This is a genomic window from Streptomyces sp. S465, assembly GCF_026898115.1.
In the GTDB taxonomy this organism is placed as follows: domain Bacteria; phylum Actinomycetota; class Actinomycetes; order Streptomycetales; family Streptomycetaceae; genus Streptomyces; species Streptomyces luomodiensis.
On sequence record NZ_CP114036.1, the window covers coordinates 99,434 to 122,968 of the forward strand.

Genomic DNA, 23,535 nt, shown 5'->3' on the forward strand with positions numbered 1-23,535 from the left:
CCATGCGTCAGGACGGCGCTGCGGGTCAGGCCGATGACGCCGTGCTCGGAGGCGTGGTAGGCCGCACGCTCGGGCAGCCCGACGAGCCCGCCCGGGGATGAGCAGTTGACGATGGCGCCGCTGCCCTGCTCTCGCATCTGTCGCAGTTCGTGCTTCATCGCCGCCCAGACGCCACGCAGGTTGACGGCGTTGACCCGGTCGAAGGAGTCGGCCGCGTCGGTCGGCGGCACCTGGATGCCGGCGTTGTTGAACGCCATGTCCAGGCGGCCGTACTCCGTCACCGCGCGCCGCACTGCCGCTTCCACTTGCTGTTCATCGGTGACGTCGCAGACGACGCCGACGACCGGAACGCTGCCCGCGGCCAGGGCCGGGAGCTCCGGGGGCCGCTCCGGCACGGAGATCGTCCGTACGACGGAACGCTGGTCCACCCCTCATGGACCTGCTCGTCGGGGCGGGCCCGTCAGGCGCTGCTGCGGGTGACCAGGTGGGTGGGCAGGATCAGCGGGGTGGGGTCCTGTCCGCTGATGAGTGCGACGAGCATGCGCGCCATCTCCCGGCCGAGAGCGGCTATGGGCTGATGGACGGTGGTGAGGGGCGGATCGGCGATCTGGGCGACGGCCAGGTCGTCGAAGCCGACCACTGCGACGTCGGCGGGGACCAGTCGGCCGGCCTCGCGCAATGCGCGCAGCGCTCCCGCGCCCATGTTGTCGTTGGCGGCGAACACCCCGTCCACGTCGGGGTGGTTCACCAGCAGCGCGGCCATGGCGGCGGCTCCGCTGGGCTCGGTGAAATCCCCCTCCTGCGGCGGGAACGGATCAAGGCCGGCTGCCAGCATGGCGTCCCGGTAGCCTCGGTACCGGGCGCGTCCGGCCTCGGTGTCCAGACGCCCGCAGACCGCGGCTACGCGAGTCCGGCCGCGCGAGACCAGGTACTCGGTCGCCTCGCGCGCTCCACCGACGTTGTCGACGTCCACGTACCACCGGGGAACCGTGCCGACCGGGCGTCCGCCGAACACTACGGGCGTCTCCGCCTCCTCGGCCATCCGGCCCAGCGGATCGTCCTCACGCAGTGCCATCAGCATGACGCCGTCGGCGCCCTTGGAGCGAAGGAGTCCCTCCACCCGCTTGCGGCTCCGGTCGGAAGCTGCCAGGCACAGCATCAGATGCAGGTCGGCCTCCTCCAGAGCGGCCGACGCTCCCACGATCACCTGGGCGAAGAACGGATCCGCGAAGATCGACGGATCCTCTCCCGAGACGACCAGGGCGGCCGCTCCGGTCTGACGGGTGGCCAGAGCACGGGCGGTCGGATTGGGTACGTAGCCGAGTTGCCGGACGGCCCGCTCGACCGCCTCCCGTTTGGCGCGGCTGACGTGCGGTGCGTTGTTGATCGCGCGGGAGGCCACGGAGCGCGAGACGCCGGCGAGTTGGGTCACCTCGTCGAGCGTCGGCTGCCGACGCGGCGCGTCTTCCGCCATGAGTCATGCCCCCTTCCCCTCGATCGGCCGGGAAGCGTCTCTCCCCGGCTCATGCCCCTGCCACCCGCCCGGTGGGCGACGGAGGACGGGCATGGAGCCCTCAGGGACCGGGAGGTTGGGAGCGCTTCCAGTTATGGGACTGTAGAGCCTTGTCCTCGCCCTGTGAAGGGCGAGTTGTACGTCGGCCCTTGACAGCTTGACCAGCTCGCAACACGATACCGACCACACCCCAAGTGCTCTCAGCGTTTTGGGAGCGCTCCCAATGGGAGCGCTCCCAACTGCGCTGCCGACCTTCGGCCCTGTCCGTCTCGGCCGGAGAGTCGTCGCGGCACAAGGGGGGCGTCGTACCACCGCACTTCCTCAGCGCGTCGCTCGCTCGTGACCGAGAGTGTGCGACACATCCCTGTCAGGAAACCGAGGTACAGCCATGCGCCACAGACTCCGCGCCCTGATGGCAGCACTCTTCGCCCTGCCGCTGGCGCTCGCCATCGCACCGTCCGCCCACGCGGCCGACCCGACCACCATGACCAACGGGTTCTATGTGGACCCTGACTCCAGCGCGAAAAGGTGGGTCGCCGCCAACCCCGCCGACGGCCGGGCATCCGCGATCAATGCCTCCATCGCCAATACCCCGATGGCCCGCTGGTTCGGCTCCTGGAGCGGCACCATCGGCACCGCCACCGGCGCCTACGTGGGCGCCGCCGACCATGCGGACAAACTGCCCATCCTCGTCGCCTACAACATATACAACCGCGACTACTGCGGCGGGCACTCCGCGGGTGGGGCCGCTTCGCCGTCCGCCTACGCGACCTGGATCGCCCAGTTCGCCGGCGGGATCGCCAATCGCCCGGCTGTCGTCATCCTCGAACCGGACTCTCTCGGGGACTACGGTTGCATGACCCAGGCCCAGATCGACGAACGCGAGGGCATGCTCACCGGCGCCCTCGCCCAGTTCAGCCGCCAGGCCCCCAACACCTGGGTCTACCTCGACGCCGGCAACCCGGGCTGGGCGGACGCGGCGACCATGGCCCGCCGCCTCCACGAAGCCGGCCTCCGTCAGGCCCACGGCTTCTCCCTCAACGTCTCCAACTACTTCACCACGAACGAGAACACCGCCTACGGCAACGCCGTCAACAGTGAACTCAACGCCCGCTACGGCTACACCAAGCCGTTCGTCGTGGACACCAGCCGCAACGGCAACGGCTCCAACGGCCAGTGGTGCAACCCCTCGGGCCGCCGTATCGGCGCCCCCACCCAGCTGGGCGGAGGCGCCGAGATGCTCTTGTGGGTCAAGACCCCGGGCGAGTCCGACGGCAACTGCGGTGTCGGAGCCGGCTCCTCGGCCGGACAGTTCCTCCCCGAGGTCGCCTACAAGATGGTCTACGGCTACTGAACCAGGATTCCCGTGGCCTGGCCTGGTCCATCGCTGCCCCGCGACCGGGCCACGGGCACCGTCCGCCACACCCCGGCCACGAAGTTCTCCGCTTCTGAGCGGCTTGCAGCCAGGCGATCTCCCTCGCGACGGCCCCAGGCGGTACGCACAGTCCGGCGTTGCCCGCGCATCCCGCGAGAGGTATTGACGCCGCTCACCGGTCCCCTACCATCCAAATTGCTCGACACTTCGACCCTCGTTCGACATCTCGAACACAGCACGGCCGCCTGCGGGAACGGGAGGCCACAAGGGCCGGCCCCGTGCCCGCGGACCGCTACGAACCGCACCCCACCGACAGTCCGGACAGCCTCTGACGGGGCCGGCCGGAACCGCCTACTCAAGAATCCAGAGGTCCTCATGCGCGGAGGAAGTCTCAACCGCAAACGTCTGTCTGTGATGCTCGGCGCCTCGGTTGCGGCCCTGGCCTCGTTGGCGGCCACACTTGTTGCCAACCCTGCTCAGGCGGCCACCAGCGCGTGTTCTCTCCCGTCGACGTACCGGTGGACGTCGACGGGTGTGTTGGCGCAGCCGGCGAACGGGTGGGTCTCGCTCAAGGACTTCACCAACGTGGTGTACAACGGCAAGCACCTGGTCTACGCGTCGAACGTGTCGGGTTCGTCTTACGGCTCGATGAGGTTCAGTCCCTTCACGAACTGGTCGGACATGGCGTCGGCCGGCCAGACCGGGATGAGCCAGGCCGCGGTGGCGCCCACGCTGTTCTACTTCGCGCCCAAGAACATCTGGGTGCTTGCGTACCAGTGGGGTGCGTGGCCCTTCATCTACCGCACGTCGAGCGACCCCACCAACCCCAACGGCTGGTCCTCGCCGCAGCCGCTGTTCACCGGCAGCATCTCCGGCTCCGGCACCGGCCCGATCGACCAGACCCTGATCGGTGACGGCCAGAACATGTACCTGTTCTTCGCCGGTGACAACGGCAAGATCTACCGAGCGAGCATGCCGATCGGGAACTTCCCGGGCAGCTTCGGCTCGTCGTACACAACGGTCATGAGCGACTCGACGAACAACTTGTTCGAGGGAGTGCAGGTCTACAAGGTTCAGGACCAGAACCAGTACCTCATGATCGTTGAGGCGATCGGTGCGAACGGGCGCTACTTCCGCTCGTTCACCGCCTCCAGCCTGAGCGGTTCGTGGACCCCGCAGGCCACCAGCGAAAGCAACCCCTTCGCGGGCAAGGCCAACAGCGGTGCCACCTGGACCAACGACATCAGCCACGGTGACCTGGTCCGCAACAACCCCGACCAGACCATGACCATCGACCCCTGTAACCTGCAGTTCCTCTACCAGGGCAAGTCCCCCTCCGCGGGCGGCCCCTACGACCAACTGCCCTGGCGGCCGGGTGTCCTTACCCTGCAGCGCTAACCCCGCGCTTTCATCGGGCGGGCTGTCCGAGGCTTGATCACCGACCCGAGAAGTGCTTCTGACCCGCAACGACAGGGTTTGTCGAGAGTCCTGGTGGTTGCGAGGAAAGAAGCACTTCTCAGGTGACCGAGCGTATCGGGTCATACCCACGTGTCCGGATTGAGGGAGCGGCCGTGGGGTGGTGTACGCCCTCGACCTGCTCCGCCTGGACGATCGAGGTCCATGGTGATCTTTGATCCGCGATCGTGTCCGGGCCGAGCAGACGGACACCGTCGGCCTCACCACCGCGGGCGATCGCCGGCAGCACACGTGCGACGGAGCGAGCATTGCCGTGCACGTTCACCGCGCCCATGTCCGCGCGGCGCCAGCCCGGTGTGCGGGCATCGTCCGCCTCTGCGGAGGGCCCGCTCGCGGCCCTGACGCCCGGGTGGTCCGCTCCCCGACCGCTCCCCGAGCGTCGGCGTGGTGGAACCGCAAGAACATGCCCACTGCTCCGTCAATTCCCCGAGAGTCGCCCATGTCTTCCTCTTCCCTGCCGCTCAGCCGGCGCCGACTGCCGGCGGCGGCCGGCGCGGCCACGGCCTTCGGCCTGCTGCGGTTCGCCCCGAGGCCGCCGCGGCCGACGGCCCAGGAAGCTACACCGCGAGCTGGTCCTCCGTGGACCAGCACCCGCCGGCCCCGGGCCTGGTTCCAGGACGCCAAATGCGGCATCTACTCCCCTGGGGCGTCTTCAGCGTTCCCGCGTTCGGGCAACCGGTCTCCCAGGGCGGCACGTAGGATCCGGACGCCTGGGCGCAGTTGTTCAAGGCCGCGGGCGCCAGGTTCGCCGGGCCGGTCGCCGATGCACCACGACGGCTTCTCCACGGGGAACTGCCGCTCCACCCTATGGAACGCGGTCCAGCACGGACCCGTCCCCATCGGACCCGACACTCCGCGTCCTCCATGCCCAGCAGGGGCTCGGCCGTGAATTCCTGGCTGACCGACGGCAGTATCTCCTCCTCTCCTCCAGCTGGTGCTACACGGCGGGCATCGGCTACTACTCGACGCAGGCACTGCTGCACTCGCTGATCGACCGGGTCAGCAAGGGCAGCAGCATGCTGCTGAACATCGCCCCGATGCCCGACGGCACGCCCTGTTCTGCCATGCCGCTCGGACCGCGCGTCCCTCCCCGCCCAGACGCCGTGCAGCAGACCGATCGCCAGTCCCTGCTGCCACAGACCCCGGCGCCATCCGGCTGGGCCCGCGGACGGTCGCCACCGAGGGCACCAGTATGTGCCCGCCCGACAACGGCTGCTCCACACGGGGCTGACGGAGTTCCTGTGCCGGTCCGGGGCCTGGCACATCCCGCTGAGCACGAGGCGGCTCCCGGACGGTTCGGCCAGCGGCCGTTCCTCCGCACGACGCCGATCGACGCCTCGAAGCGTGAGGAACGGCCGCCCGGCGGTCTCAGGAAGGACGTGAAATCATCGGGTCAGGCCAACTGCCGAGCTTGCGCAACAGGCTCAGAGGCCGAAGAACTGCACGGCTGCCGCGGCCATGCCACCCATCGGCAGCTGGTGCCCGGCCCCGGAGACGCTGATGGCTTCCAGCTGCACGGTGCCGTCGGCCCCGGCGAAGCGCTGCCGCGTCCAGCTCGGCTGCGGCTGGTCCGTCGAGGTCGGCGTCTGGCTCAGCCCGAAGACGTCCGTCCACTGCTTGGTCTCTTCCTGCAGGAGCTGGAAAGGCACGAGTGTGTCGTTGGTGCCGTGCCAAAGCTGCACGCGAGGACGGGTGCCGGAGTAGCCCGGGTACGCCTGCCGGACCAGGTTGCCCCATTCCTGTGCCGTCTTGTGCATGGCCCCACCCACGCACTTGCTCGTCCACGGCGGGAAGTCGGCCTCGTTCGCGAAGCAACCGAAGGGGACGCCCATGAACGCCGAGCCGGCCTTGAAGACGTCCGGGTAGTCGGCCAGCAGCGCGGTGGTCTCCATGCCGCCGGACGAGCTGCCGGTGACGAAGACCCGCTGCGGGTCGCCGTTGTAGTGCTGTTCCACATAAGACACCATCGAGATGATGGATACCGGGTCGCTGCCGCCGTTGTGGCGTTTGGAGGCATCGGACCACACGTCGAAGCAGTTGCTCATCGCCGTCTGCTTCGTGGCGGTCGGGTAGATAACGACGAAGCCGCGCTGGTCGGCCAGCGACGCGAACTCGCTGCTCTGGTAGAACCCCGGCCCGGAGCCGCCACAGCCGTGCATGGCGACCACGATCGCCGGCTTGGCCGGGTGGGAGTCCGGCACGTACACGTGCATGCGCAGGTTGCCCGGGTTGCTGCCGAAACTGGTCACCTCCACGAGGGAAGCCGCCGTTGCCGACGGCGCGAGAACGAGACCAGGGACGAGGAGTGCCAAGGCGCTGGCGACAGCCGCCAGCACGGTTCTGATTGCGGTCATGGTGCGACCACCTCCTAGTGATCACGGGATTCGCTCATAACTAGGTGAGGGCCGCCTGCCAGGAGGTGCCATTGCTGGTGGCGTCGCTTCGCAGGCGGTCGCGGGCGGCGGTGTCGCCGTACAGGCTCCAGCGGAACCAGTCCAGGAAGGTGTTCTTGGTCTGGGCGTAGTACCGGTACTCCGGGGTCAGGTACTGGCCGTGGTCCGCCCCGACATGAGTGAGGAACGCCTTGGGCGAGGGGAGCTCCGCGTACGCGGTGCGCGCCGAGTTGTAGTCGCAGGTCGGGTCGTGGTCACCGTGGATGAACAGCACATTGGCGTGGAGGCCGGCAGGGTTGCCCATGTCCACGCAGGCAACCGGGACGGCGGCGACGATGCGGTTGTCCGGCCAGGCGGTGAGCAGACCGTGGGTGGTCATCCCGCCCATCGAGTGACCTGACACACCGACACCGGCGCGGGTGTCGATGTGTCCGGCGAACGGGTCGCCCGCGGTGTTGTTGAGCGCCAGCGTCCGGGTGAGGACCTCGGAGACGTCCCTCGACCAGTTGCCGTTGTAGACGCTGCCGATGTTGGTGTTGTCGGAGAACGAGGGGGCGGGGCAGATGAAGCCCGCGGAGGCCAGATCGTGGGTCTGGGAGGAGTAGCAGTCGGAGTTGCACCCCATGCCGTGGCTCCATTCGGCGATCGGGAAGACGCCGTTCGCGATGGGCGCGTTCGGGATGGGGTTGCCGCCCGCGGTGCCGGAGGCCGGATAGAAGATCTTCGTGGTCAGTTGGCGGTTGCCGCGCGACCAGTAGAACTGGCGCACGCCGATGGCGAACTGCTCGGTGGGCGCCTGCCGCGGTGACGCCATCCGTGGCGACAGGGCGCCGGCGGCCGCGCTGCTGCCGAGCAGGGACATGCCCGTGGCCGCGGCCGCGCCGAGGCCCAGTAAGGTACGCCGTCGCATCGACATGGGTGTCTCCTTGTTGTGGGTAAGCGGGGTACACGGGCGCCGTGCACCAGCGTGAGAGGGGATCCCGCGAGGTTGCTCAGGGGGGCCGGGGCCCAGGTTCGGTCCTGAACTCATGAGAGCGGGGCCGGGGCGCTCAACAGCTGTTGCCGGTCCGAGTGAGCGGGCCGAGGCAATAGGGGAACTGGGAATAGTCGCCGCCGGAGTTGGGGCCCTTGCCCTGGTAGACGACGTTATGGCTCGCCGCGCGCTTGGGGGAGATCAGCTGGCCGCTGTATCGGCCACGCGGTCGGCGTCTTGGACGCATGGAAAGCTCCATGGGGTCGGCGGGAGGTTCGCCACCCCAAATTGGCCGTTGCGGCGTGGCCGACCCGGCATTGTCGCGTCCAAAACGGCAGAGAAGACGTGCCTGTTGATCGTCATGACATGACCTTCTGTCGGCATGCGCGGAGGCGGGGAGTGCGCGTACGGGACGGGCAGCAGGGCGCACCGATACATCCCATGCCTCTCTAGGGGTCCCACGGGATCTCAGAAGCTGTCAAGTGGCTTGAGATCGAACGACGCAGTGGCTTGCTGCCGCATCCGGGACGGCGCCCTGCGCCATGGCGGCGGGGAGAGACCGCACATCACACGTCGCCGACGATTCCGCACCGCAGGACCATCTCCGGACTGCGGTTTTCATCGCGCTCGCCGAGTCGGCCCGTTGAGCGGTATTGACAGTCTTCAGCGCTTCCCTATCATCCATCCTTGTCCGATGGTTCGACAGTAGTTCGACATATCGAACATGCGATTTCGCCCCCCTGACATCCGGCGGATGTCCAGTGATCGGGCGGCATGTCATGTTCATGATCGCCTCGGGAGAGACAGTGCAGCCTTCATGGGTTTCCGTGCCGGGCGGCGTGTCCCACAGACGGCGCTCGCCCGCCGCCTTGGCCACGGGCTCGGCCCTGATGTTGATCGCGGTACTGGTGGCGGTGTTCGGCCGACCGGGACCGGCATCCGCCGCCGGCACCGGCCCCTGTGACATCTATGCGTCGGGCGGCACGCCTTGTGTGGCCGCGCACAGCACGGTGCGGGCACTCTATGGCTCGTACGCCGGCAAGCTGTACCAAGTCAGGCGCTCGTCCGACAACGCGACCCGGGACATCGGCACCCTGGCGGCAGGCGGCGTCGCCGACGCCGCCGCCCAGGACTCGTACTGCGCGGGTACCTCTTGCGTCATCACCTGGGTCTACGACCAGTCCGGGCACGGCAACCACCTGGGCTACCAGGGGCCGGGCGGAGTCGGTGGCTCCGATACCGCCGCGAACGCGACGAGTGAATCGCTGACCGTCGGGGGCAGCAGGGCCTACTCGTTGTACATCAACCCCAGGAACAGCTACTGGCGTGACGGCCACACGACGGACGTCCCCACCGGCAGCGCACCCGAAGGCATGTACATGGTGACCAGCGGCACACACGTCAACAACGGCTGCTGCTTCGACTACGGCAACAGCGAGACCACCCGCAAGGCCGACGGCCCCGGAGCCATGGACGCGATCAACTTCAGCACCCAGTGCTGGTTCGGCGGATGCGCCGGGAACGGCCCATGGGTCCAGGCAGACCTCGAATGGGGCCTGTACTCCGGAGGAAGCCAGTCCTGGAACCCGAACCAGAGGGCCTTCCCCAGCAAGTTCGTCACCGCCACGCTGAAGAACAACGGGACGACTCGGTTCGCGATCAAGGGCAGCAACGCGCAGTCCGGGAATCTGACCACCCTGTACGCCGGCCCCCTCCCCAGTGGATACGGCCCCATGAAGAAGCAGGGGGCCATCATCCTGGGCAGTGGCGGTGACTGCTGCGACGGCAACACCAATCTCAGCGCCGGAACGTTCTATGAGGGAGCCATGGTCTCCGGCTACCCGTCCGACCAGACGGAGAACGCCGTACAGGCCAATATCACCGCGGTCGGCTACCGCTGAACCGGAAGGAACCATCTCGTGTCGAAACCACACGGACGATTACTCCGCTTCCTCACGGCTGCCGCGCTGATCGGCACCGTCTTCACCACGGCCTCGGGCCACTCGGCCGCCCAGGCGGCCCCGGGCAGTCCGGCGCTCACCCCTCCGCTGGGCTGGAACAGCTGGAACAGCTTCGGGTGCGGGGTCACCGAGGCACAGGTCCGCCAGGCCACCGACGCGATGGTCTCCTCGGGCATGCGGGACGCCGGTTACCGATACGTGGTGGTCGATGACTGCTGGTTCGACCCGCAACGCGACACCGCGGGCAACTTGCGGGCCAACCCCACAAAATTCCCGAGCGGGATGAGAGCACTCGGGGACTACATCCACGGAAAAGGCTTGAAGTTCGGCATCTACCAGGTGCCCAACGAGCGCACGTGTGCGCAGGGCGGGGGCAGTTACCCCGGGTCCACCGGCAGCAAGGGCCATGAGACCCAGGACGCTCGCACATTCGCCTCGTGGGGCGTGGACTACCTCAAGTACGACTGGTGCTCCTCCGCCGGCACCCGGGACGAGCAGGTCGCGCGGTTCACGCTCATGCGCGACGCACTGCGCGCGACCGGACGCCCGATCGTCTACAGCATCAACCCGAACAGCTACCACGCCATCACCGGCGACACGTACAACTGGGGCGAGGTGGCCGACCTGTGGCGGACGACCGAGGACCTGCTCGACATCTGGCAGAACGGCAACACCAACAGCTATCCGATGGGCGTGGGCAACGTCGTGGACGTCACCGCGCCACTGGCCGCGCAGTCGGGTCCGGGCCACTGGAACGACCCCGACATGCTCGTCGTCGGCCGCCCCGGGCTGTCGCTGACCGAGTCCCGCTCCCACTTCGCCCTCTGGGCGCTGATGGCCGCGCCGCTCATGGCGGGCAACGACATCCGCACCATGTCGGCCGATGTGAGCGCGGTCCTGCGCAACCCGCGCCTGCTGGCGGTGAACCAGGACCCGCTGGGCGCGGGCGGGCGCAGGGTGCGCGACGACGGAGACACCGAGGTGTTCGCCAAGCCCCTGTCCGACGGCTCGGTCGCCGTGGGCCTGTTCAACCGGGGGAACAGCACGGCGACCGTCAGCGCCACGGCGGCACAGATCGGTCTGTCCGGCGGGTCGTTCACCCTCACCGACCTGCGGACCGGCGGCACATCGAGCACGACCGGACAGGTTTCGGCGAGTGTGCCCGCACACGGCGTCGCCGCGTTCCGGGTGACCGGCGGAACTCCGCTGGCCGCCGCCACATCCCGGCTGCGCGGTGACGGGTCCGGCCGTTGCCTGGACGTGGAGAACGCCTCGACCGCGGCGGGGGCGAGGGTGCTGATCCAGGACTGTCACACGGCCGCGGGCCAGCTGTGGACCACCTGGGCCGGCGGCGAGATACGCGTCTTCGGCGACAAGTGCCTGGACGCCTATGACCAGGGCTCCACCAACGGCACACGCGTCATCACCTGGCCCTGCAACGGACAGGACAACCAGAAGTGGACACTCGACGAGAACGGCTCGATCCGCAACGTCCACGCCGGCCTGTGCCTGGACGTCGACCACGCCAACACCGCCAACGGAACCCCACTGATCCTGTGGACCTGCAACGGTCAGGGCAACCAGAGGTGGACCCGCGAGTGAGGAGCGCCGCACGCCGGCCGGCCTGCCCCGGGCCGCCGTCCATGACCCGGCCGTCGGCCCACCCCTTCCGGACCGTGACGATGTCCGCCGCCGTGACCATCGGCTCCTGCCCACCCGACTCCCGCAAGAGGCGCTCGCGCCGCCGTGAGGTAGTTCCTCGTGGCGGCATCGCCGGGTGGATCGCGCTGTGTCTGTCGCGCCGTTACGGACGGGGTTAGCGTCATCGCCGACGGGCGTAGGCGGACTCGATGAAGCGGATCACCCGGTCCTGCAGTGCGGCACCCCGGGGACTCCTGCGGATCATGTCGGTCCCGTGGAATCCGCTCCGATCGATGATGAGCTTCTTGTCCTTCGAGACGGAGGCCGCGTACAGCTCACGAACCTGCTTCTCCACGGCGCCGTTCATGTCGCCGGGCGAGACGATGACCAAGGAGGGAGCGTCGATGGTCCTCACCGCGGCCACGCCGTCGCCGCCGCAACGGGCGGGGGAGGACATGATGAGCAGGCCCACCACCGGCAAGCGGCCCTCGGCGCCGGCGACCGCCGCGGTGGTGCCACCGCACGACGCCCCTCCGAGGAAGACTCGCTGGGCGCCCTGGCGCGACGCCGTCGCTTGTGGTCAGTGTGGTGGCCTTGTCCCGCAGGGCGCGGGGTACGCATGCGTTGACGAGGTGGCCGGCGCTGTTGCGGACCGTCTCGCGGGGCCAGCTGGGAGGGTAGGACGCGGGTGGCCGGGGGGGTGGGCGGTGTGGCTCGGTCCTGCGCCGAGTGTCCGCCGGCCGGAGCGAGCGCCGCACATCTCTTCGTCATAACAGACGCGCACCCCCTGGCCAGGTTGCAGGTGCCCCCCGGGAGCTGTTCGCGCTCGACCCGGACCGGGCCGCGCTCGCCGAGCGCCGGCGCGATGCCCAGTGCGGCGGCGGCGCGGGAGCGGGCCATGGACTCGTAGGTGTCGTCGGTGACCGGTTCGCTGCCTGCGGCACGGCAGGCAGCGATGCGTTCGGAGGTGAGCGGCGGGCACGTGACCAGTACCAGGTTCACCTCGCCGGGTGCCAGGTCCAGGCGCTCGGTCAGCTCGGTCACCGCCTCGCGGACCGTCCGTGAGCTGGGGTTCGCGGCCTATCTCTTCGGCTGCCAGGTCGCGGGGGCGGCTGAAGTCGGCGACGCAGCCGTTGCCTTCGGCCTTCCCGAAGACGCTCGAAGCGAGCCGGTGTCCTGCCGGCCGCGCGGCCGGCAGGACACCAGGGGGATGCCTCACCCGGTCAGGTGTCCAGTGACTCGATCCACCGCGCCACCCGCTGGTGCAGCTCCGCCGGATCCAGTGCGCGGCTGTCGGAGTTGTCGGCACGGATCTCGATGACCGGGATGCCCGCCGTCTCGAGAGCGTGCGTGGTGAACCAGCTGCTACGGCTGTCCGGGCTGACGAGGTGCACAACGCCGTCGACGCGGTGGGCCCGTGCCTCCTTGACGTACCACTCCACCGACCACGGCGGTGTGTACATCTGGTCGCGGAAGGCACAGAAGCGGGCGGCCAGAGCGCGCAGCGGATCATCACCGTAGCGGGCGTAGGCGTCGGCGGCCAGGGCGAGGTACATGGACCACACGAACACCGCGCCGTGCGACTGCTCGAAGGACCGGTAGAAGTCCATGTCGAACCAGAGACCCCGGCCGATCCACATCAGCCGCCGCCGTTCCCGCGGGACGACCGTCCTCCCCTCGTCGACCAGGGAGCGCACCTCGCGGTACAGCGACTCGGCGGCCGCCGTGGCCCAGGGGGTGCCGCGGTGCCACTGCGGGATCATCACCGCCGGGATGATGTCGTTGACCGGAACGGGACAGCCCGGCGCCTGGGCCAAAAGGTCGCGCGTCCGGCGGTTCCACTCGGCCTGTTCGTTGGAGAGTGCCATGATCTCGGCGAGCCGGCCGGCGTCGTAGGTGGCGCCGGTGAGGCGTTCCAGCCGGGGAATGACGGCCTGGAGCTCCTGGTGGAGCAGGTCGACACGGTCGCGGCCGATGGCGGTCTCCCAGTCGTGACGCATCAGGTTCCACCAGTCGGTGGGCACCGTCTCGGCGGCGGCGCTCTCCAGCGGCACGAACGGCACGCCCAGTTCGCTCTCCCAGAGACTGAACATCCGGCGTGTGTTGTCACCGGTGCACTCGGCGACCACCACCGTCGGCAGCGGCAGCCCGCCCCACGGAGCGTCGTCGCCCCGCGGGGCCAGCGCCTCGGCGAGCGGCAGGGCACTGTACTGCTCCACGTCGTCGGGCAGTCCCCGGTCCCGCAGCGCCTCCAGGTAGCGGCCGGACATGCGTTTGGCGGAGATGATGGAGGACCACCATTGGTTCACCACGTAGGGGACGCCCATCGCCCGGAAGATCTCGTGGGGGGCGTCCGCGTTGACCAGGGCCAGTGGCACGCCCCGTTCGGCTTCGGTCCGCAGACCGGCGAACCACTCACGCTGGTGGCGGAGCGCGTCGCCGGCCGCGGTGAGACGCTGTCGGTTGTTCACGAGGTCACCTGCGCGTTCCACGAGCCGGACGGGTGCGAGGGGGTGCCGAGTGCGTCGAGGTCGATGGCACCGTAGGGCTGGTCGCGTACGAGCGCCGAGGGGACGGACACTGCCGCGCGCTGGGCGGCGAAGTCCCACAGGTGCGCGTCGTCGTAACGGCGGCAGTAGCTGAGGAAGGCCTCCGCGCCGGTTCGGCGCACGCCCTCCCCCACCGTGGCGGCGCGCTCCTCAGGGGTGCGGGCGGCTGCGGGCAGCACCGCGCGGGTGTAGTGGGCGGCCAGCCCCTCAAGGGTGGGTTCGGTGACGGGAGGCTGGTCCCCGGCGTCCCCTCCGTCGTGGTCGTCGCCGACGATGAACCACCCGTCGGCTTCCAGCGCGTCGTAGACGTCGGCGGTGTCGTGCGTACTCCCGGAGAGGAAGAGCCGGCGGCCCGCGGGCGGAGCGGCCGGAGATTCCAGCGCCTCGGTGACCGTGCGTGCGTACACGTCCGGTGGCATCACCGTGCCCGCGGTGTACCACCTCAGGGCCTCGGCACCCGGCAGCGCCGAGGCACGGTGGCGGCGCAGGGCGCTGCGGGCGGCGCGGGCCGCGTTGTGGGCGGTGACGGCCTGCTCCAGTTCGGTGGCGTCGAGGGGGTGTCCGCGCCAGGCCGCGAGCTGGTCCGCCAGGCGGCGCAGCCGGCGCACGTTGTACCGGAGGGTGGCGTCGCCCGGGAGGTGCAGGAGGTCGACGAAGCAGACCGGGGGCAGGGTCGTGGCACCGATGCGGCGCAGTTCGCGCAGGGTGTAGAAGAGCTGGACGGACGCGTCGCAGTCGTGGGTGATGACGACCAGGTCGACATCGGGACCGCCCGGCGGCAGGAACGTCATCAGCACGTTGACCGCCTGGGGATCGACGGCACCGGCCAGATAGGTCCCGGCCGGCCGGGTGTCCCGGCCCGGTGTGCCCGCCAGCCTCACGGGCAGCGCGCCCGCCGCGGTGATGAGTTCCACCGGGGCGTCCGCGCCGATGCAGCCGACGACCGGGCGGCCCTGGTCCGCCCACTGTCTGGCGTGCAGCATCCGGTTGTCGTGGGCGGCCCTCAGCGCCTCGGCCGCCTGCCGTGCGCGGGAGTGGGTCACCGTCACACCACTCCCCCGCTGCGCAGTTCCGCGATCTCGTCCTCGGTCAGACCGCCGAGCCGGGTCAGCAGCTCGGCGGTGTGCTCCCCGAGGTGGGGTGCGGGCCGGTCCAGGCTGACGTCGGAGTCCGAGAAGCGGATCGGTACGCCGGGTCCCATCAGGCCGGTGGGGCCGTGTTCGGGGTGGCCGAGTTCGACGACCTCCTCGCGTTCCAGTACCACCGGGTTGCGCAGGGCGTCCGCCGGTTCGAGGACCTCGGCGGCCGGGACCCCTTCCGCGGCCAGCGCCGCGACGGCCTCCGCCCTGGGCCGCTCCCGCGTCCAGTCCTTGATGATCTGGTGGAGTGCGGGTGCGTTGCGTACCCGCTGGTCGCGTGTGGCGAACTCGTCGCCGTCGGCGAGTTCCGGCCTCCCCACTGCCCGGAAGACACCGCGGGCGAAGGTGTCGGTGGGTGCGCACAGGGCGATGAAGCCGTCCTTGGCGGGGAAGATGCCGAACGGTGCCAGGCGCGGCAGCTCGTTGCCCGTCCGCTGGGGCAGGCCGAGCCTGGCGAGGGCGTCGAAGGGCTCGATGGACAGCAGGGAGGTGAGCGCGCCGAGCATGGAGACGTCGACGTGCTGGCCCTGCCCCGTGTGGTCACGCTGGATCGTGGCGGCGAGGGTGCCGATGACCGCGTAGAGGGGGGCCAGCAGGTCGCCCACCGGCAGGCCGGAGCGGATCGGGTCGGCGCCCGGCTCGCCGGCCGTGTACATGACGCCGCTGAGCGCCTGGATGATGGAGTCCATCGCCTTGCCCGTCCCGCTCCCGGCCCCGAAGCCGCTGATGGAGGTGTAGATGACGGACGGGTTGACCTCGCGTACGGCGGTGTAGCCGATGCCGAGCCGGTCGGCCGTGCCGGCGGCGTAGTTCTCCACGACGACATCGGCGTTGCGGGCCAGTCGCAGGAACGTGGCGCGTCCCCGGTCGTCCTTGAGGTTGAGCGTGATGCTTTTCTTGTTCCGTCCTCGGCCCATCATCGACACCGACATGTCGGTGTCGCCGCTGCGGGCGATGGCGAGTCCGTCACGGCCGTAGTAGGGAGAGTTGTTGCGCGCGGCGTCGCCGCCGGTCGCGGGGTTCTCCACCTTGACGACCGTGGCGCCCAGCCCCCCGAGCAGGAGCGTGGCGTAGGGGCCGGCGAGCGCGGTGGTCAGGTCGAGGACGACGATGCCGTCGAGCGGACGGGCGGTCCCGCGGTCGGTCTGCGGCTGGGCGGTCACAGTTCTTCCTCCTCGCGGACGGTCACGACGGATTCGCCGGCCCATTCGAACCGGGTGTGCAGTCCGGCCCTGCGCGTGATGTCGCGGACGTACTCCACGACCTCCTCGCCGCCGGTGTCGCGGGTCAACGGCACCGGACGTCCCCGGTCGTCGATCAGGCACGGCACCAGACCGGCCCGCACTCCGTCGTCGTCGACCTCCACGGAGGCGATGACGGTGTTCCTGCTCTCGGGGTGGAAGGGGTAGTACGGCATGTCCGGGTCCGGGGTGAAGCCGTACAGCTCGACCCGGCGCCGCGCCCACTCCGCCCGCTCCGGGCTGTCGTCGTCACCGGAGGGGGTGAGGGCGCGGGTGACGGTGACGAAGTTGCCGAGGCCGTGGTAGATCGGCCGGCCCCGGTACATCTCGATGCCCCGCATGATGTGGGCGTGGTGGGCGACGACGGCGTCGGCTCCGGCGTCGACGGCGGCCTGGGCGACGGGCCGTTCGTACATGGCGATCGCCGCCGGAGTGTGGCCGATGCCCTTGTGCAGGGCGACGACCACGACGTCGGCCTCCCGCTTGGCGCGTGCGACGTCGTCCCGCATCCGCTCCAGGCTGTCGGGGTCGGCGAAGGTGTAGATGTTCGGTGGTCCGCCGGGACTGGCGTGATCCAGTTCGTAGTGGGTCAGGACGTGGACGTAGGCGCAGCCGGGCTTGGCCGAGGTGGCCCAGCTCTCCCTCGGGCCCACGCAGTTGTAGCTGAGCACGGCGACGCTGCGGCCGGCGCCGGTGACGACGGCGGGCTGACGGGCGGCTGCCAGGCCGGCCCCCGCGCCGGTGGTGACAAGGCCGTGTTCGCGGGCGTGCCGGACGGTGTCCAGTACCCCTTCCGGGCCGGCGTCGGCGATGTGGTTGCCCGCCAGGGTCGCGATGTGGAAGCCGGCGCGGGCCAGTGCGCCGAGCGCGGCCGGGTCGGCCGGGGGCGCGGGTACGTCGGTGCTGGTCTGCACGGTGGTGGTGGAGTGCGGTACCTCCACGTGACCGATGACGACGTCGCCTGCGGCCAGCGCGGCCCGGCTGGGGTCGAAGAAGGAGTCCGGTTCGGGCTCGTCGAGGACGATGTCGCCCACAGCGAGGATGGTGGTCATCGCCAGTTCCCTCCGTTGGTCTCGTAGTCGGCGAGTTCGTCGAGGAACACACGCACCTCACGGGCGAGGCGCGCGGGGCGTTCCTTGGCGATGAAGTGGCCCTCGTCCTCGAAGAACACCGACTTGCAGTGCGGTACGCGGGTGGCCGCGCGCAGGGCCGACCCGGGTGAGATGACCCCGTCGCGCATGCCGGCCAGGGACAGCACGGGCACGGTGATCGTCTCCAGCACCCGGGCGAGTTCGTCGTTGGTCCTGGCCTCGGGGAAGGGCATGCCCTGGTTGACGGTGGCCTCCTCGTCGGTGTAGCCGAGGTTGCGTTCGACCAGTTCCTTGACGGTCCGCTCCCGCAGGGCGAGGCGTGCGGCGCCTTCGGTGCGTCCGCCCAGGACGCGGAACTGCTCCTCCACCACGGCCGGGTCACGCCGTCCTTCGACGATGCGGCGGCGCCCCGCGGACGAGGAGGTGTCGCCCTGGCGGTCGTGCGGTGTGCCGACGACGCTGATCAGGGCGCGCAGCCGCTCGGGGTGGCGTCGGGCGAGGTGCCAGCCGATGCCGGCGCCGTGCGACACGCCCGTGTAGACGAAGGTGTCGACGCCGAGGTGGTCGGCGACGGCGAGGACGTCCTCGCCCCACTGGTCGAGCCAGCCGGCGGCCGGGGGTTCGGCGAGGTGGCTGGAGCGGCCGAAGCCCCGCGCCTGGACGGTGACGACGGTGCAGCCGTACGGGTCGTCGGCGAGGACGGCCGGGTACGGGCCGAAGTCGGAGGCGCTGGAGAAGACGATGTCGGAGCCGGAACCGTGGCGTTCATACCACACGTCGGCTCCGTCCAGGCTCAGGATGCTCACGGAAGCTGTCCCTTCTCGGAGGGGCGGGGGAATGGACGTCGGCGTGCCGCGACCAGCAGGTCGTGTGCGTCCGGTTCGAGCAGCAGGCCCTGGGCGGTCAGCCGGTCGCAGGCTGCCTCGAACCTGTTCAGGTAGTCCTGACGGTCGGCGTACAGTGCGGCCACCTGTTCCGCGGGGAGCGGGGTCATGTGGCCGATGAGGCCGGCGACGAGTTCCGGGCTGCCCAGCGGCGCCCAGGGCGAGGGACGACAGGAGCCGGGCGCCGGTGTGCTGTGCGGGGAGTAGGCCGCCAGGGGAGCCTCGACCCAGGGGGTGCGGACGCCGCCGCGCACATTGCCGTACGCGTCGCGCAGCAGTTCCTCCGCCGTTCCGGGAGGGACGCTGCCGTCCGGTGCGGCGTAGGAGAACCGTTCGGCGTGCGGTGGCGGCTGTCCGGCGGCGGCCCAGCGGTGCAGCAGGGCGTAGGCGGCGCGGGCGACGGCGTCGAGCTGGGCGTCGCTGGTCTCCTCGGTGATCCGCCAGTCGGAGACGTCGTGGCCCAGGCGCCGGAACTGGGCGCTGTTGGTCAGTACGGAGGACAGCAGCGGGCTGTGGTGGGAGGTGCCGGCGACCTGGTAGAGGCGATAGCGGTCGTCGGGTGTGTCACCGTCCGGGCGCAGGACGCAGCGGTGTGTCTCGCTCTCCAGCTCGCTGAGGACCTCGAAGACCGGCACATCGGCCGGGCCGATGACGCGCCGCGGGTCGTCGTGCGGCAGCGAGGGTGAGCCGTCGGCCAGTGGGGGGTAGCCCGAGTCGCCGGCCGCGCCGGAGGAGATGCCGATGAGGTAGCCGTCGACGGCGGGCGCCGAGTCGCGCAGGCGATGCCGGGCGTGGAAGCCGTCCTGAAGGAAGACGCGGCAGAAACTGCCGGTGTTCGACCAGCCGGAGAGGTAGACGTGGCTCACCCGCTCGGCCAGGTCGTGGAGCACACTCGGACCGGGGGTGCGCAGGGCGGTGAGGATGTGGCCGACGATGTCCCAGCGCAGGCCGGCGGCGGGGATGGACACGTCGCGGTAGCGGTCGGGGTCGTAGTCGTCCCGCAGGGTCGCCGCGCTCCGGTGGTCCTGGGTGATGCCGACCCAGGCGGCCCCGGTGGCTGTGATCCATCCGTGTGCCATGCGCCAGGTGCCGGCGCTGTCGTAGTCGGGATGCAGTGGTTCGGCCTGGACGACGCCGTTGAAGCGCTCGGGCGCCGGGGTGCGGACCAGGACCCGTGTGGTGAAGGGCCGCTCGCCGGTGCGCTCCAGGACGCCGTCGCGGTGGCGGTACTCCCCGGCGGTGCCGCTGACCAGGAATTCGCGTTCGGTGTAGCCGAGGGGGGCCAGGTCGACGCCGATGTCCTGGTCGGGGAGGTGGCTGGTGCCCAGGGGCGACGAGCCTGGGGTGACGGGCAGTTCACGCAGGTGCAGGGTCACGGGTTCTCGTTCTTCTCGGGCGACACGGTGAAGGTCTCGGTCCAGGGCGGCAGTTCGTCCGCGCGGTGGCAGGCGACCCGGCCGCCGTGGGGCGAGGCACGCAGCGCGGGGCGCTCGGTGCGGCAGCGCTCGACGGCGTGGGGACAACGGTGGGTGAAGGGGCAGGAGTCCGCCAAGGGCGCCAGTCGTGCCGGTGGCGGTGTCATGGCCTCCCGCTGTTCCCGGCGGCGGCGCTGCCGGCTGACGCTGTGCAGCGGTGCCGACATGACCAGTTGCCGGGTGTAGGGGTGGCTGGGAGTGCGGCACACCGCCTCGGCGGTGCCGGACTCCAGCACCCGGCCCCGGTAGAGGACGACGATGTCCTCGGCGATGTGGTGGACCACGGACAGGTCGTGGGTGATGAAGAGCATCGACAGGCCGAGGTCCTGCTGGAGTTCGAGGAGCAGGTTGAGGATCTGGGCCTGTACCGACAGGTCGAGGGCGCTGACGGCTTCGTCGCAGATGACCAGTTCGGGTCGCAGGATCAGGGCCCGCGCGATGGAGATGCGCTGGCGTTGTCCTCCGGAGAACTGCGCGGGGTAGCGGTCGGCCGCCTCGGGGGGCAGGCCCACCTTCTCCAGCATGGTCCGTACGGCCGTGCCGCGGTCGCTCTCGGTGAGCCGGGTGCCGGTCCGGTCGGTGTGGGCGCGCAGCGGTTCGGCGAGGGTGTAGCCGATGGTCTTGGTCGGGTCCAGGGAGCTGTACGGGTCCTGGAACACGACCTGGATCTGCTGGGGCCGACTCCCGCGGCCGAGGTCCTGCAACCGGGTCGGACCGTAGGTGAGCGTGCCGGAGCTGACCGGGGCCATGCCGAGGACGGCCTTGGCCACGGTCGACTTGCCCGACCCTGATTCCCCCACCAGCCCGACGGTGCGTCCGGTGGGAACGTCGAGGCTGACTCCGTCGACGGCGCGCCGCCGCTTCTTGCGTCCCGTCGCGTAGTCCACGACGAGGTCGCGGATGGTCAGGCCGGTGCCCTCGAGGCCGGCGGTGGCGCTCACCGGCTCGCCCGGAGCGCTGGAATGTGGATGCATCGGCTCGTACGCTCCTGGTCGAGGTGGATGAGTGGGATGTTCTTCTCGGCGCAGTCGGCCGCGGCGAGGGGACAGCGGGTACGGAAGCGGCATCCTGTGGGCCGGCTGCCGGGCGCGGGCACGGTTCCCTCAATGGCTCTGATCGGTGTGCGGCGCCGCGCGTGTTCCGGGCTGGTGGCCATCAGGGCATCGGTGTAGGGGTGGGACGGGCGGGCGAAGACGTCCTCGACGGGCGCGCTCTCCACGATCTGCCCGGCGTACATGACCGCGACGTGCGAGCAGAGGTCGGCGACGACGCCCCAGTCGTGGGTGACGATGAGCACGGCCATGCCGGTGTCCTTCTGGATGCGCCTCAGAAGGGCCAGGATGTCGGCCTGCACGGTGACGTCGAGGGCGGTGGTCGGCTCGTCGGCGATCAGCAGGGCGGGATCACCCGCGAGTGCCGCGGCGATGGCGATGCGCTGTGCCATGCCGCCGGAGATCTGGAACGGGTAGCGCCTGACGATCTCTTCGGGGTCGGGCAGCTCGACCATTTCCAGCAGTTCGAGCACGCGGCGGTCCGCGTCCCGGCGTGACATCCGGCCGTGGGCACGGACGATCTCGCGGAGCTGGGCGCCGATCCGGAAGGACGGATCGAGGGCCACCATGGGTTCCTGGGAGATCAGCGCGATGCGCTTGCCCCGGATGTCCGCCAGTTCCTTCTTGCTCGCCCCGGTCAGGTCGCGTCCCTGGAAGTGGACGCGACCGCCGGTGACCGAGCCGTTGGCCTCCAGCAGGCCGAGCACGGCGCGTGCGGTGACGGACTTGCCGCTGCCCGACTCACCGACCAGGCCGAGCGTCTGACCGGCCCGCAGTTCGAAACTCACCTTGGTGAGCACGTCGACCTCGCCGCGCGGGGTGAGGAAGGAGACGTCGAGGTCTCGCACGGAGAGCAGGACGGAGTCGTCGACCGGGGCGGCGGGGTCCGTGGAGTCCCGGTGTCTGCCGACGGGCCGGGCCCGCAGGCCGCCGGACGTGGTGTGGCCCTGCGCGGTGACGTCGCGGACGACGTCACCGAGGATGCCGAAGGCCAGCACGGTCAGGGCGATCAGCCCGCCGGCCGGGACGAGCAACCAGGGGTCCTTCGTCATGGTGGCGGCGGTCTCGTTGATCATGCCGCCCCAGGTGGGGGCGGGCGGCGGAGGCCCGAGGCCGAGGAAGGTCAGACCGGTCTGGATACCGATGGCCACGGCGGCGAACAGGGAGGTCTGCACGATGATGACGCCGCGGCAGCGGGGCAGGATGTGCCGGAAGACGATCTGGGCGCGGCTGAGGCCGAGCAATTCGGCCGCGGACACGTAGAGTTCCTGCCGCACCGACATGGCCGCGCCGCGCACGATGCGGAGCGTGCCGGAGGCGCTCAGCGCGCCGAGGGTGATCATCGCGGCGGCGATGGAGCGGTCGAAGATGGTCAGGATGCCGAGCAGGATGACGATCGTCGGTACCGCCATCACGATGTCGCAGATCCGCATGACCACCCGGTCGAACCGCCCGCCGAGGTAGCCGGTGGCGACACCGAGCGGTACGGCGACCAGCAGATGGGTGACGACTCCTTCGAGCACGCCCGCGAGGGTCGAGCGGCCTCCGTACAGCAGCCTGCTCAGGACGTCCCGGCCGAGGGTGTCGGTGCCCAGCCAGTAGGAGGAGGAGGGCAGTTCCAGGACGTGGTGCAGGTTCAGCCGCAGGGGGTCCGCCGGTGCCAGGACCGGGGCCAGGGCGCTGAGGAGGATCAGCAGGAGCAGGAAGCCGCCGGCGATCAGGCCGCGGGGGGTGCGCAACACCGAGCGGACGATGCCGCGGTTCTTCTCCGGCGGTGCCGACGGTGCGGGTGCCGTAGTGGTCATGTGGTACGAACCTTCGGGTTGAGGAGGCCGTAGGCGACGTCGATCAGAAGGTTGATGACGATCACCGCGAGGGTGAGGACCACACCGACGCCGAGGATGACGGGCACGTCGTGGTCGAGGGTGGCCTGGGTGGCGAGGGTTCCCAGGCCCGGGAGCACGAAGACGTTCTCGATGAAGACCGCGCCGCTGAGCATGCCGACGGCGACCAGGCCGAGTGAGGTGACCACGGGGATCGCCGCGTTCCGCAGGATGTGACGGAACTGGAGGGACATGGTCCCTATGCCGTTGGCCTTGAGGAAGCGGACGTAGTCGGCCTCCATCACCTCCATGACGGTGTCACGGGTCTGCTTGGCCACCGCGGTGATGCCGTGCAGGCTCAGCGCGAGCACCGGCAGCGTGATGGACTTGAGCCAACCGAGGGGGGACTCGCCGAAGGCGGTGTAGCCGGTGGCCGGGAGGAGGCCGGCCCGTTCGGCGAGGACGGCCACCAGGATGAGCGCGATCCAGAAGCTCGGCAGGGCGAAGCCCAGCAGGGACACCACGTCGATGAACCGGCCGAGCAGGCCGCCGCGGGCAGCGCTGGCGAAGCCGAGGGCGATCCCGACGACGGCGCTGAGCAGCATGCTCGGCACCAGCAGGGAGAGGGTGACGCCCAGGCGGCCGCTCAGGCCGGACATCACATCGACGCCGCTGATGATCGATGTGCCGAGATCGCCGTGGACCGCGTCGAGCAGCCAGTGGCCGTACCGCTCGGCCCACGGTTCGTTCAGGCCGAGCTGGTCACGCAGGGCGGCCACGGTCTGCGGTGTGGCGTTCTCGCCGAGGATGGTCCGCGCGGCATCTCCGGGAATCAATGCCTGCAGCCCGAAGATGAGGAGAGAGACGATCAGCAGCAGGGGGACCGACATCGCGATCCGCTTGCCTATCAGACGCAGCACGCTCTGCCTCCCGGTCCGTGGACGGTGTG

At 70.0% G+C, this 23,535-nt stretch carries 16 protein-coding genes and 5 pseudogenes; 5 read left to right on the plus strand and 16 right to left on the minus strand.

The genetic code is table 11. The features are described from left to right. Positions 1-7 precede the first annotated feature (7 nt). Both N6H00_RS00510 and N6H00_RS00515 read right to left on the minus strand, forming a co-directional pair. Positions 8-341: pseudogene (locus tag N6H00_RS00510) on the minus strand (SDR family NAD(P)-dependent oxidoreductase); the annotation flags it as partial. A gap of 119 nt (positions 342-460) precedes the next feature. Then, complete coding sequence (locus N6H00_RS00515; RefSeq protein ID WP_268969482.1) at positions 461-1,474, minus strand: LacI family DNA-binding transcriptional regulator; 1,014 nt, start codon at positions 1,472-1,474, stop codon at positions 461-463. A 427-nt stretch (positions 1,475-1,901) separates the two neighbouring features. Here N6H00_RS00515 and N6H00_RS00520 point away from each other — a divergent pair, with 427 nt between their 5' ends. The 3 genes and pseudogenes from N6H00_RS00520 to N6H00_RS00535 form a co-directional block, all read left to right on the plus strand. Then, positions 1,902-2,867: a glycoside hydrolase family 6 protein gene (locus N6H00_RS00520; protein WP_268969483.1), complete on the plus strand. Its 966-nt coding sequence runs from the start codon at positions 1,902-1,904 to the stop codon at positions 2,865-2,867. Between the two features lie 516 nt (positions 2,868-3,383). Further along, positions 3,384-4,286 (plus strand): annotated as a pseudogene (locus tag N6H00_RS00525) (non-reducing end alpha-L-arabinofuranosidase family hydrolase); the annotation flags it as partial. Positions 4,287-4,803: 517 nt separating this feature from the next. Then, positions 4,804-5,416 (plus strand): annotated as a pseudogene (locus N6H00_RS00535) (alpha-L-fucosidase); the annotation flags it as partial. Between the two features lie 372 nt (positions 5,417-5,788). On the opposite strand, the gene N6H00_RS00540 reads toward N6H00_RS00535, so the two are convergent. The 3 genes from N6H00_RS00540 to N6H00_RS00550 form a co-directional block, all read right to left on the minus strand. Next, the gene (locus N6H00_RS00540; protein WP_268969484.1) at positions 5,789-6,718 is read right to left on the minus strand and encodes an extracellular catalytic domain type 1 short-chain-length polyhydroxyalkanoate depolymerase; all 930 of its coding nucleotides are present in this window, start codon (positions 6,716-6,718) and stop codon (positions 5,789-5,791) included. 40 nt (positions 6,719-6,758) lie between these two features. After that, the gene (locus N6H00_RS00545; RefSeq protein ID WP_268969485.1) at positions 6,759-7,673 is read right to left on the minus strand and encodes an alpha/beta hydrolase family protein; all 915 of its coding nucleotides are present in this window, start codon (positions 7,671-7,673) and stop codon (positions 6,759-6,761) included. Positions 7,674-7,806: 133 nt separating this feature from the next. Beyond that, complete coding sequence (locus N6H00_RS00550; protein ID WP_268969486.1) at positions 7,807-7,977, minus strand: hypothetical protein; 171 nt, start codon at positions 7,975-7,977, stop codon at positions 7,807-7,809. Between the two features lie 700 nt (positions 7,978-8,677). Between N6H00_RS00550 and N6H00_RS00555 the strand changes: the two are divergent. Next, positions 8,678-9,631, plus strand: a pseudogene (locus tag N6H00_RS00555) (arabinofuranosidase catalytic domain-containing protein); the annotation flags it as partial. Between the two features lie 18 nt (positions 9,632-9,649). Beyond that, on the plus strand, positions 9,650-11,293 hold the full coding sequence (locus N6H00_RS00560) for a glycoside hydrolase family 27 protein (RefSeq protein ID WP_443072888.1): 1,644 nt from the start codon (positions 9,650-9,652) through the stop codon (positions 11,291-11,293). A gap of 220 nt (positions 11,294-11,513) precedes the next feature. On the opposite strand, the gene N6H00_RS00565 is transcribed toward N6H00_RS00560, so the two are convergent. The 11 genes and pseudogenes from N6H00_RS00565 to N6H00_RS00610 form a co-directional block, all read right to left on the minus strand. Beyond that, a complete protein-coding gene (locus N6H00_RS00565) occupies positions 11,514-11,789 on the minus strand; it encodes a hypothetical protein (RefSeq protein WP_268969487.1) in 276 nt (91 codons plus the stop codon). Then, positions 11,744-12,382: pseudogene (locus tag N6H00_RS40380) on the minus strand (ring-opening amidohydrolase); the annotation flags it as partial. The gene N6H00_RS00565 and the pseudogene N6H00_RS40380, both read right to left, overlap by 46 nt. Before the next feature lie 173 nt (positions 12,383-12,555). Next, on the minus strand, positions 12,556-13,803 hold the full coding sequence (locus tag N6H00_RS00570) for a 2-hydroxyacyl-CoA dehydratase family protein (protein WP_268969488.1): 1,248 nt from the start codon (positions 13,801-13,803) through the stop codon (positions 12,556-12,558). Then, entirely contained in the window at positions 13,800-14,924 is a 1,125-nt protein-coding gene (locus N6H00_RS00575; protein ID WP_268969489.1) for a 2-hydroxyacyl-CoA dehydratase family protein, read from the minus strand. The genes N6H00_RS00570 and N6H00_RS00575 overlap by 4 nt, the downstream gene beginning before the upstream one ends. A 2-nt stretch (positions 14,925-14,926) precedes the next feature. After that, positions 14,927-16,183 (minus strand): CaiB/BaiF CoA transferase family protein, encoded by a 1,257-nt coding sequence (locus N6H00_RS00580; RefSeq protein WP_268969490.1) that lies wholly within the window; start codon positions 16,181-16,183, stop codon positions 14,927-14,929. Beyond that, positions 16,180-17,313 carry a CapA family protein gene (locus tag N6H00_RS00585; RefSeq protein ID WP_268969491.1) on the minus strand — a complete coding sequence of 378 codons (1,134 nt, stop codon included), beginning with the start codon at positions 17,311-17,313 and terminating at the stop codon, positions 16,180-16,182. The genes N6H00_RS00580 and N6H00_RS00585 overlap by 4 nt, the downstream gene beginning before the upstream one ends. Next, complete coding sequence (locus N6H00_RS00590) at positions 17,310-18,158, minus strand: alpha/beta fold hydrolase (RefSeq protein ID WP_268969492.1); 849 nt, start codon at positions 18,156-18,158, stop codon at positions 17,310-17,312. The genes N6H00_RS00585 and N6H00_RS00590 overlap by 4 nt, the downstream gene beginning before the upstream one ends. After that, positions 18,155-19,612 (minus strand): alpha/beta hydrolase domain-containing protein, encoded by a 1,458-nt coding sequence (locus tag N6H00_RS00595; RefSeq protein WP_268969493.1) that lies wholly within the window; start codon positions 19,610-19,612, stop codon positions 18,155-18,157. Before N6H00_RS00595 ends, N6H00_RS00590 begins: the two co-directional genes overlap by 4 nt. Further along, complete coding sequence (locus N6H00_RS00600; RefSeq protein ID WP_268969494.1) at positions 19,609-20,685, minus strand: ABC transporter ATP-binding protein; 1,077 nt, start codon at positions 20,683-20,685, stop codon at positions 19,609-19,611. The genes N6H00_RS00595 and N6H00_RS00600 overlap by 4 nt, the downstream gene beginning before the upstream one ends. Then, on the minus strand, positions 20,649-22,568 hold the full coding sequence (locus N6H00_RS00605) for a dipeptide/oligopeptide/nickel ABC transporter permease/ATP-binding protein (protein WP_268969495.1): 1,920 nt from the start codon (positions 22,566-22,568) through the stop codon (positions 20,649-20,651). The genes N6H00_RS00600 and N6H00_RS00605 overlap by 37 nt, the downstream gene beginning before the upstream one ends. Beyond that, positions 22,565-23,506, minus strand: a complete 942-nt coding sequence (locus N6H00_RS00610) for an ABC transporter permease (RefSeq protein WP_268969496.1) — start codon at positions 23,504-23,506, stop codon at positions 22,565-22,567. The genes N6H00_RS00605 and N6H00_RS00610 overlap by 4 nt, the downstream gene beginning before the upstream one ends. Positions 23,507-23,535: the final 29 nt, after the last annotated feature.

Coding starts and splice junctions, on each gene's coding strand:
- N6H00_RS00545 (WP_268969485.1), bottom strand. CDS start 7,673: ATGTCGATGCGACGGCGTACCTTACTGGGCCTCGGCGCGGCCGCGGCC.
- N6H00_RS00515 (WP_268969482.1), bottom strand. CDS start 1,474: ATGGCGGAAGACGCGCCGCGTCGGCAGCCGACGCTCGACGAGGTGACC.
- N6H00_RS00540 (WP_268969484.1), bottom strand. CDS start 6,718: ATGACCGCAATCAGAACCGTGCTGGCGGCTGTCGCCAGCGCCTTGGCA.
- N6H00_RS00565 (WP_268969487.1), bottom strand. CDS start 11,789: ATGTCCTCCCCCGCCCGTTGCGGCGGCGACGGCGTGGCCGCGGTGAGG.
- N6H00_RS00585 (WP_268969491.1), bottom strand. CDS start 17,313: ATGACCACCATCCTCGCTGTGGGCGACATCGTCCTCGACGAGCCCGAA.
- N6H00_RS00600 (WP_268969494.1), bottom strand. CDS start 20,685: ATGCATCCACATTCCAGCGCTCCGGGCGAGCCGGTGAGCGCCACCGCC.
- N6H00_RS00550 (WP_268969486.1), bottom strand. CDS start 7,977: ATGCGTCCAAGACGCCGACCGCGTGGCCGATACAGCGGCCAGCTGATC.
- N6H00_RS00520 (WP_268969483.1), top strand. CDS start 1,902: ATGCGCCACAGACTCCGCGCCCTGATGGCAGCACTCTTCGCCCTGCCG.
- N6H00_RS00605 (WP_268969495.1), bottom strand. CDS start 22,568: ATGACCACTACGGCACCCGCACCGTCGGCACCGCCGGAGAAGAACCGC.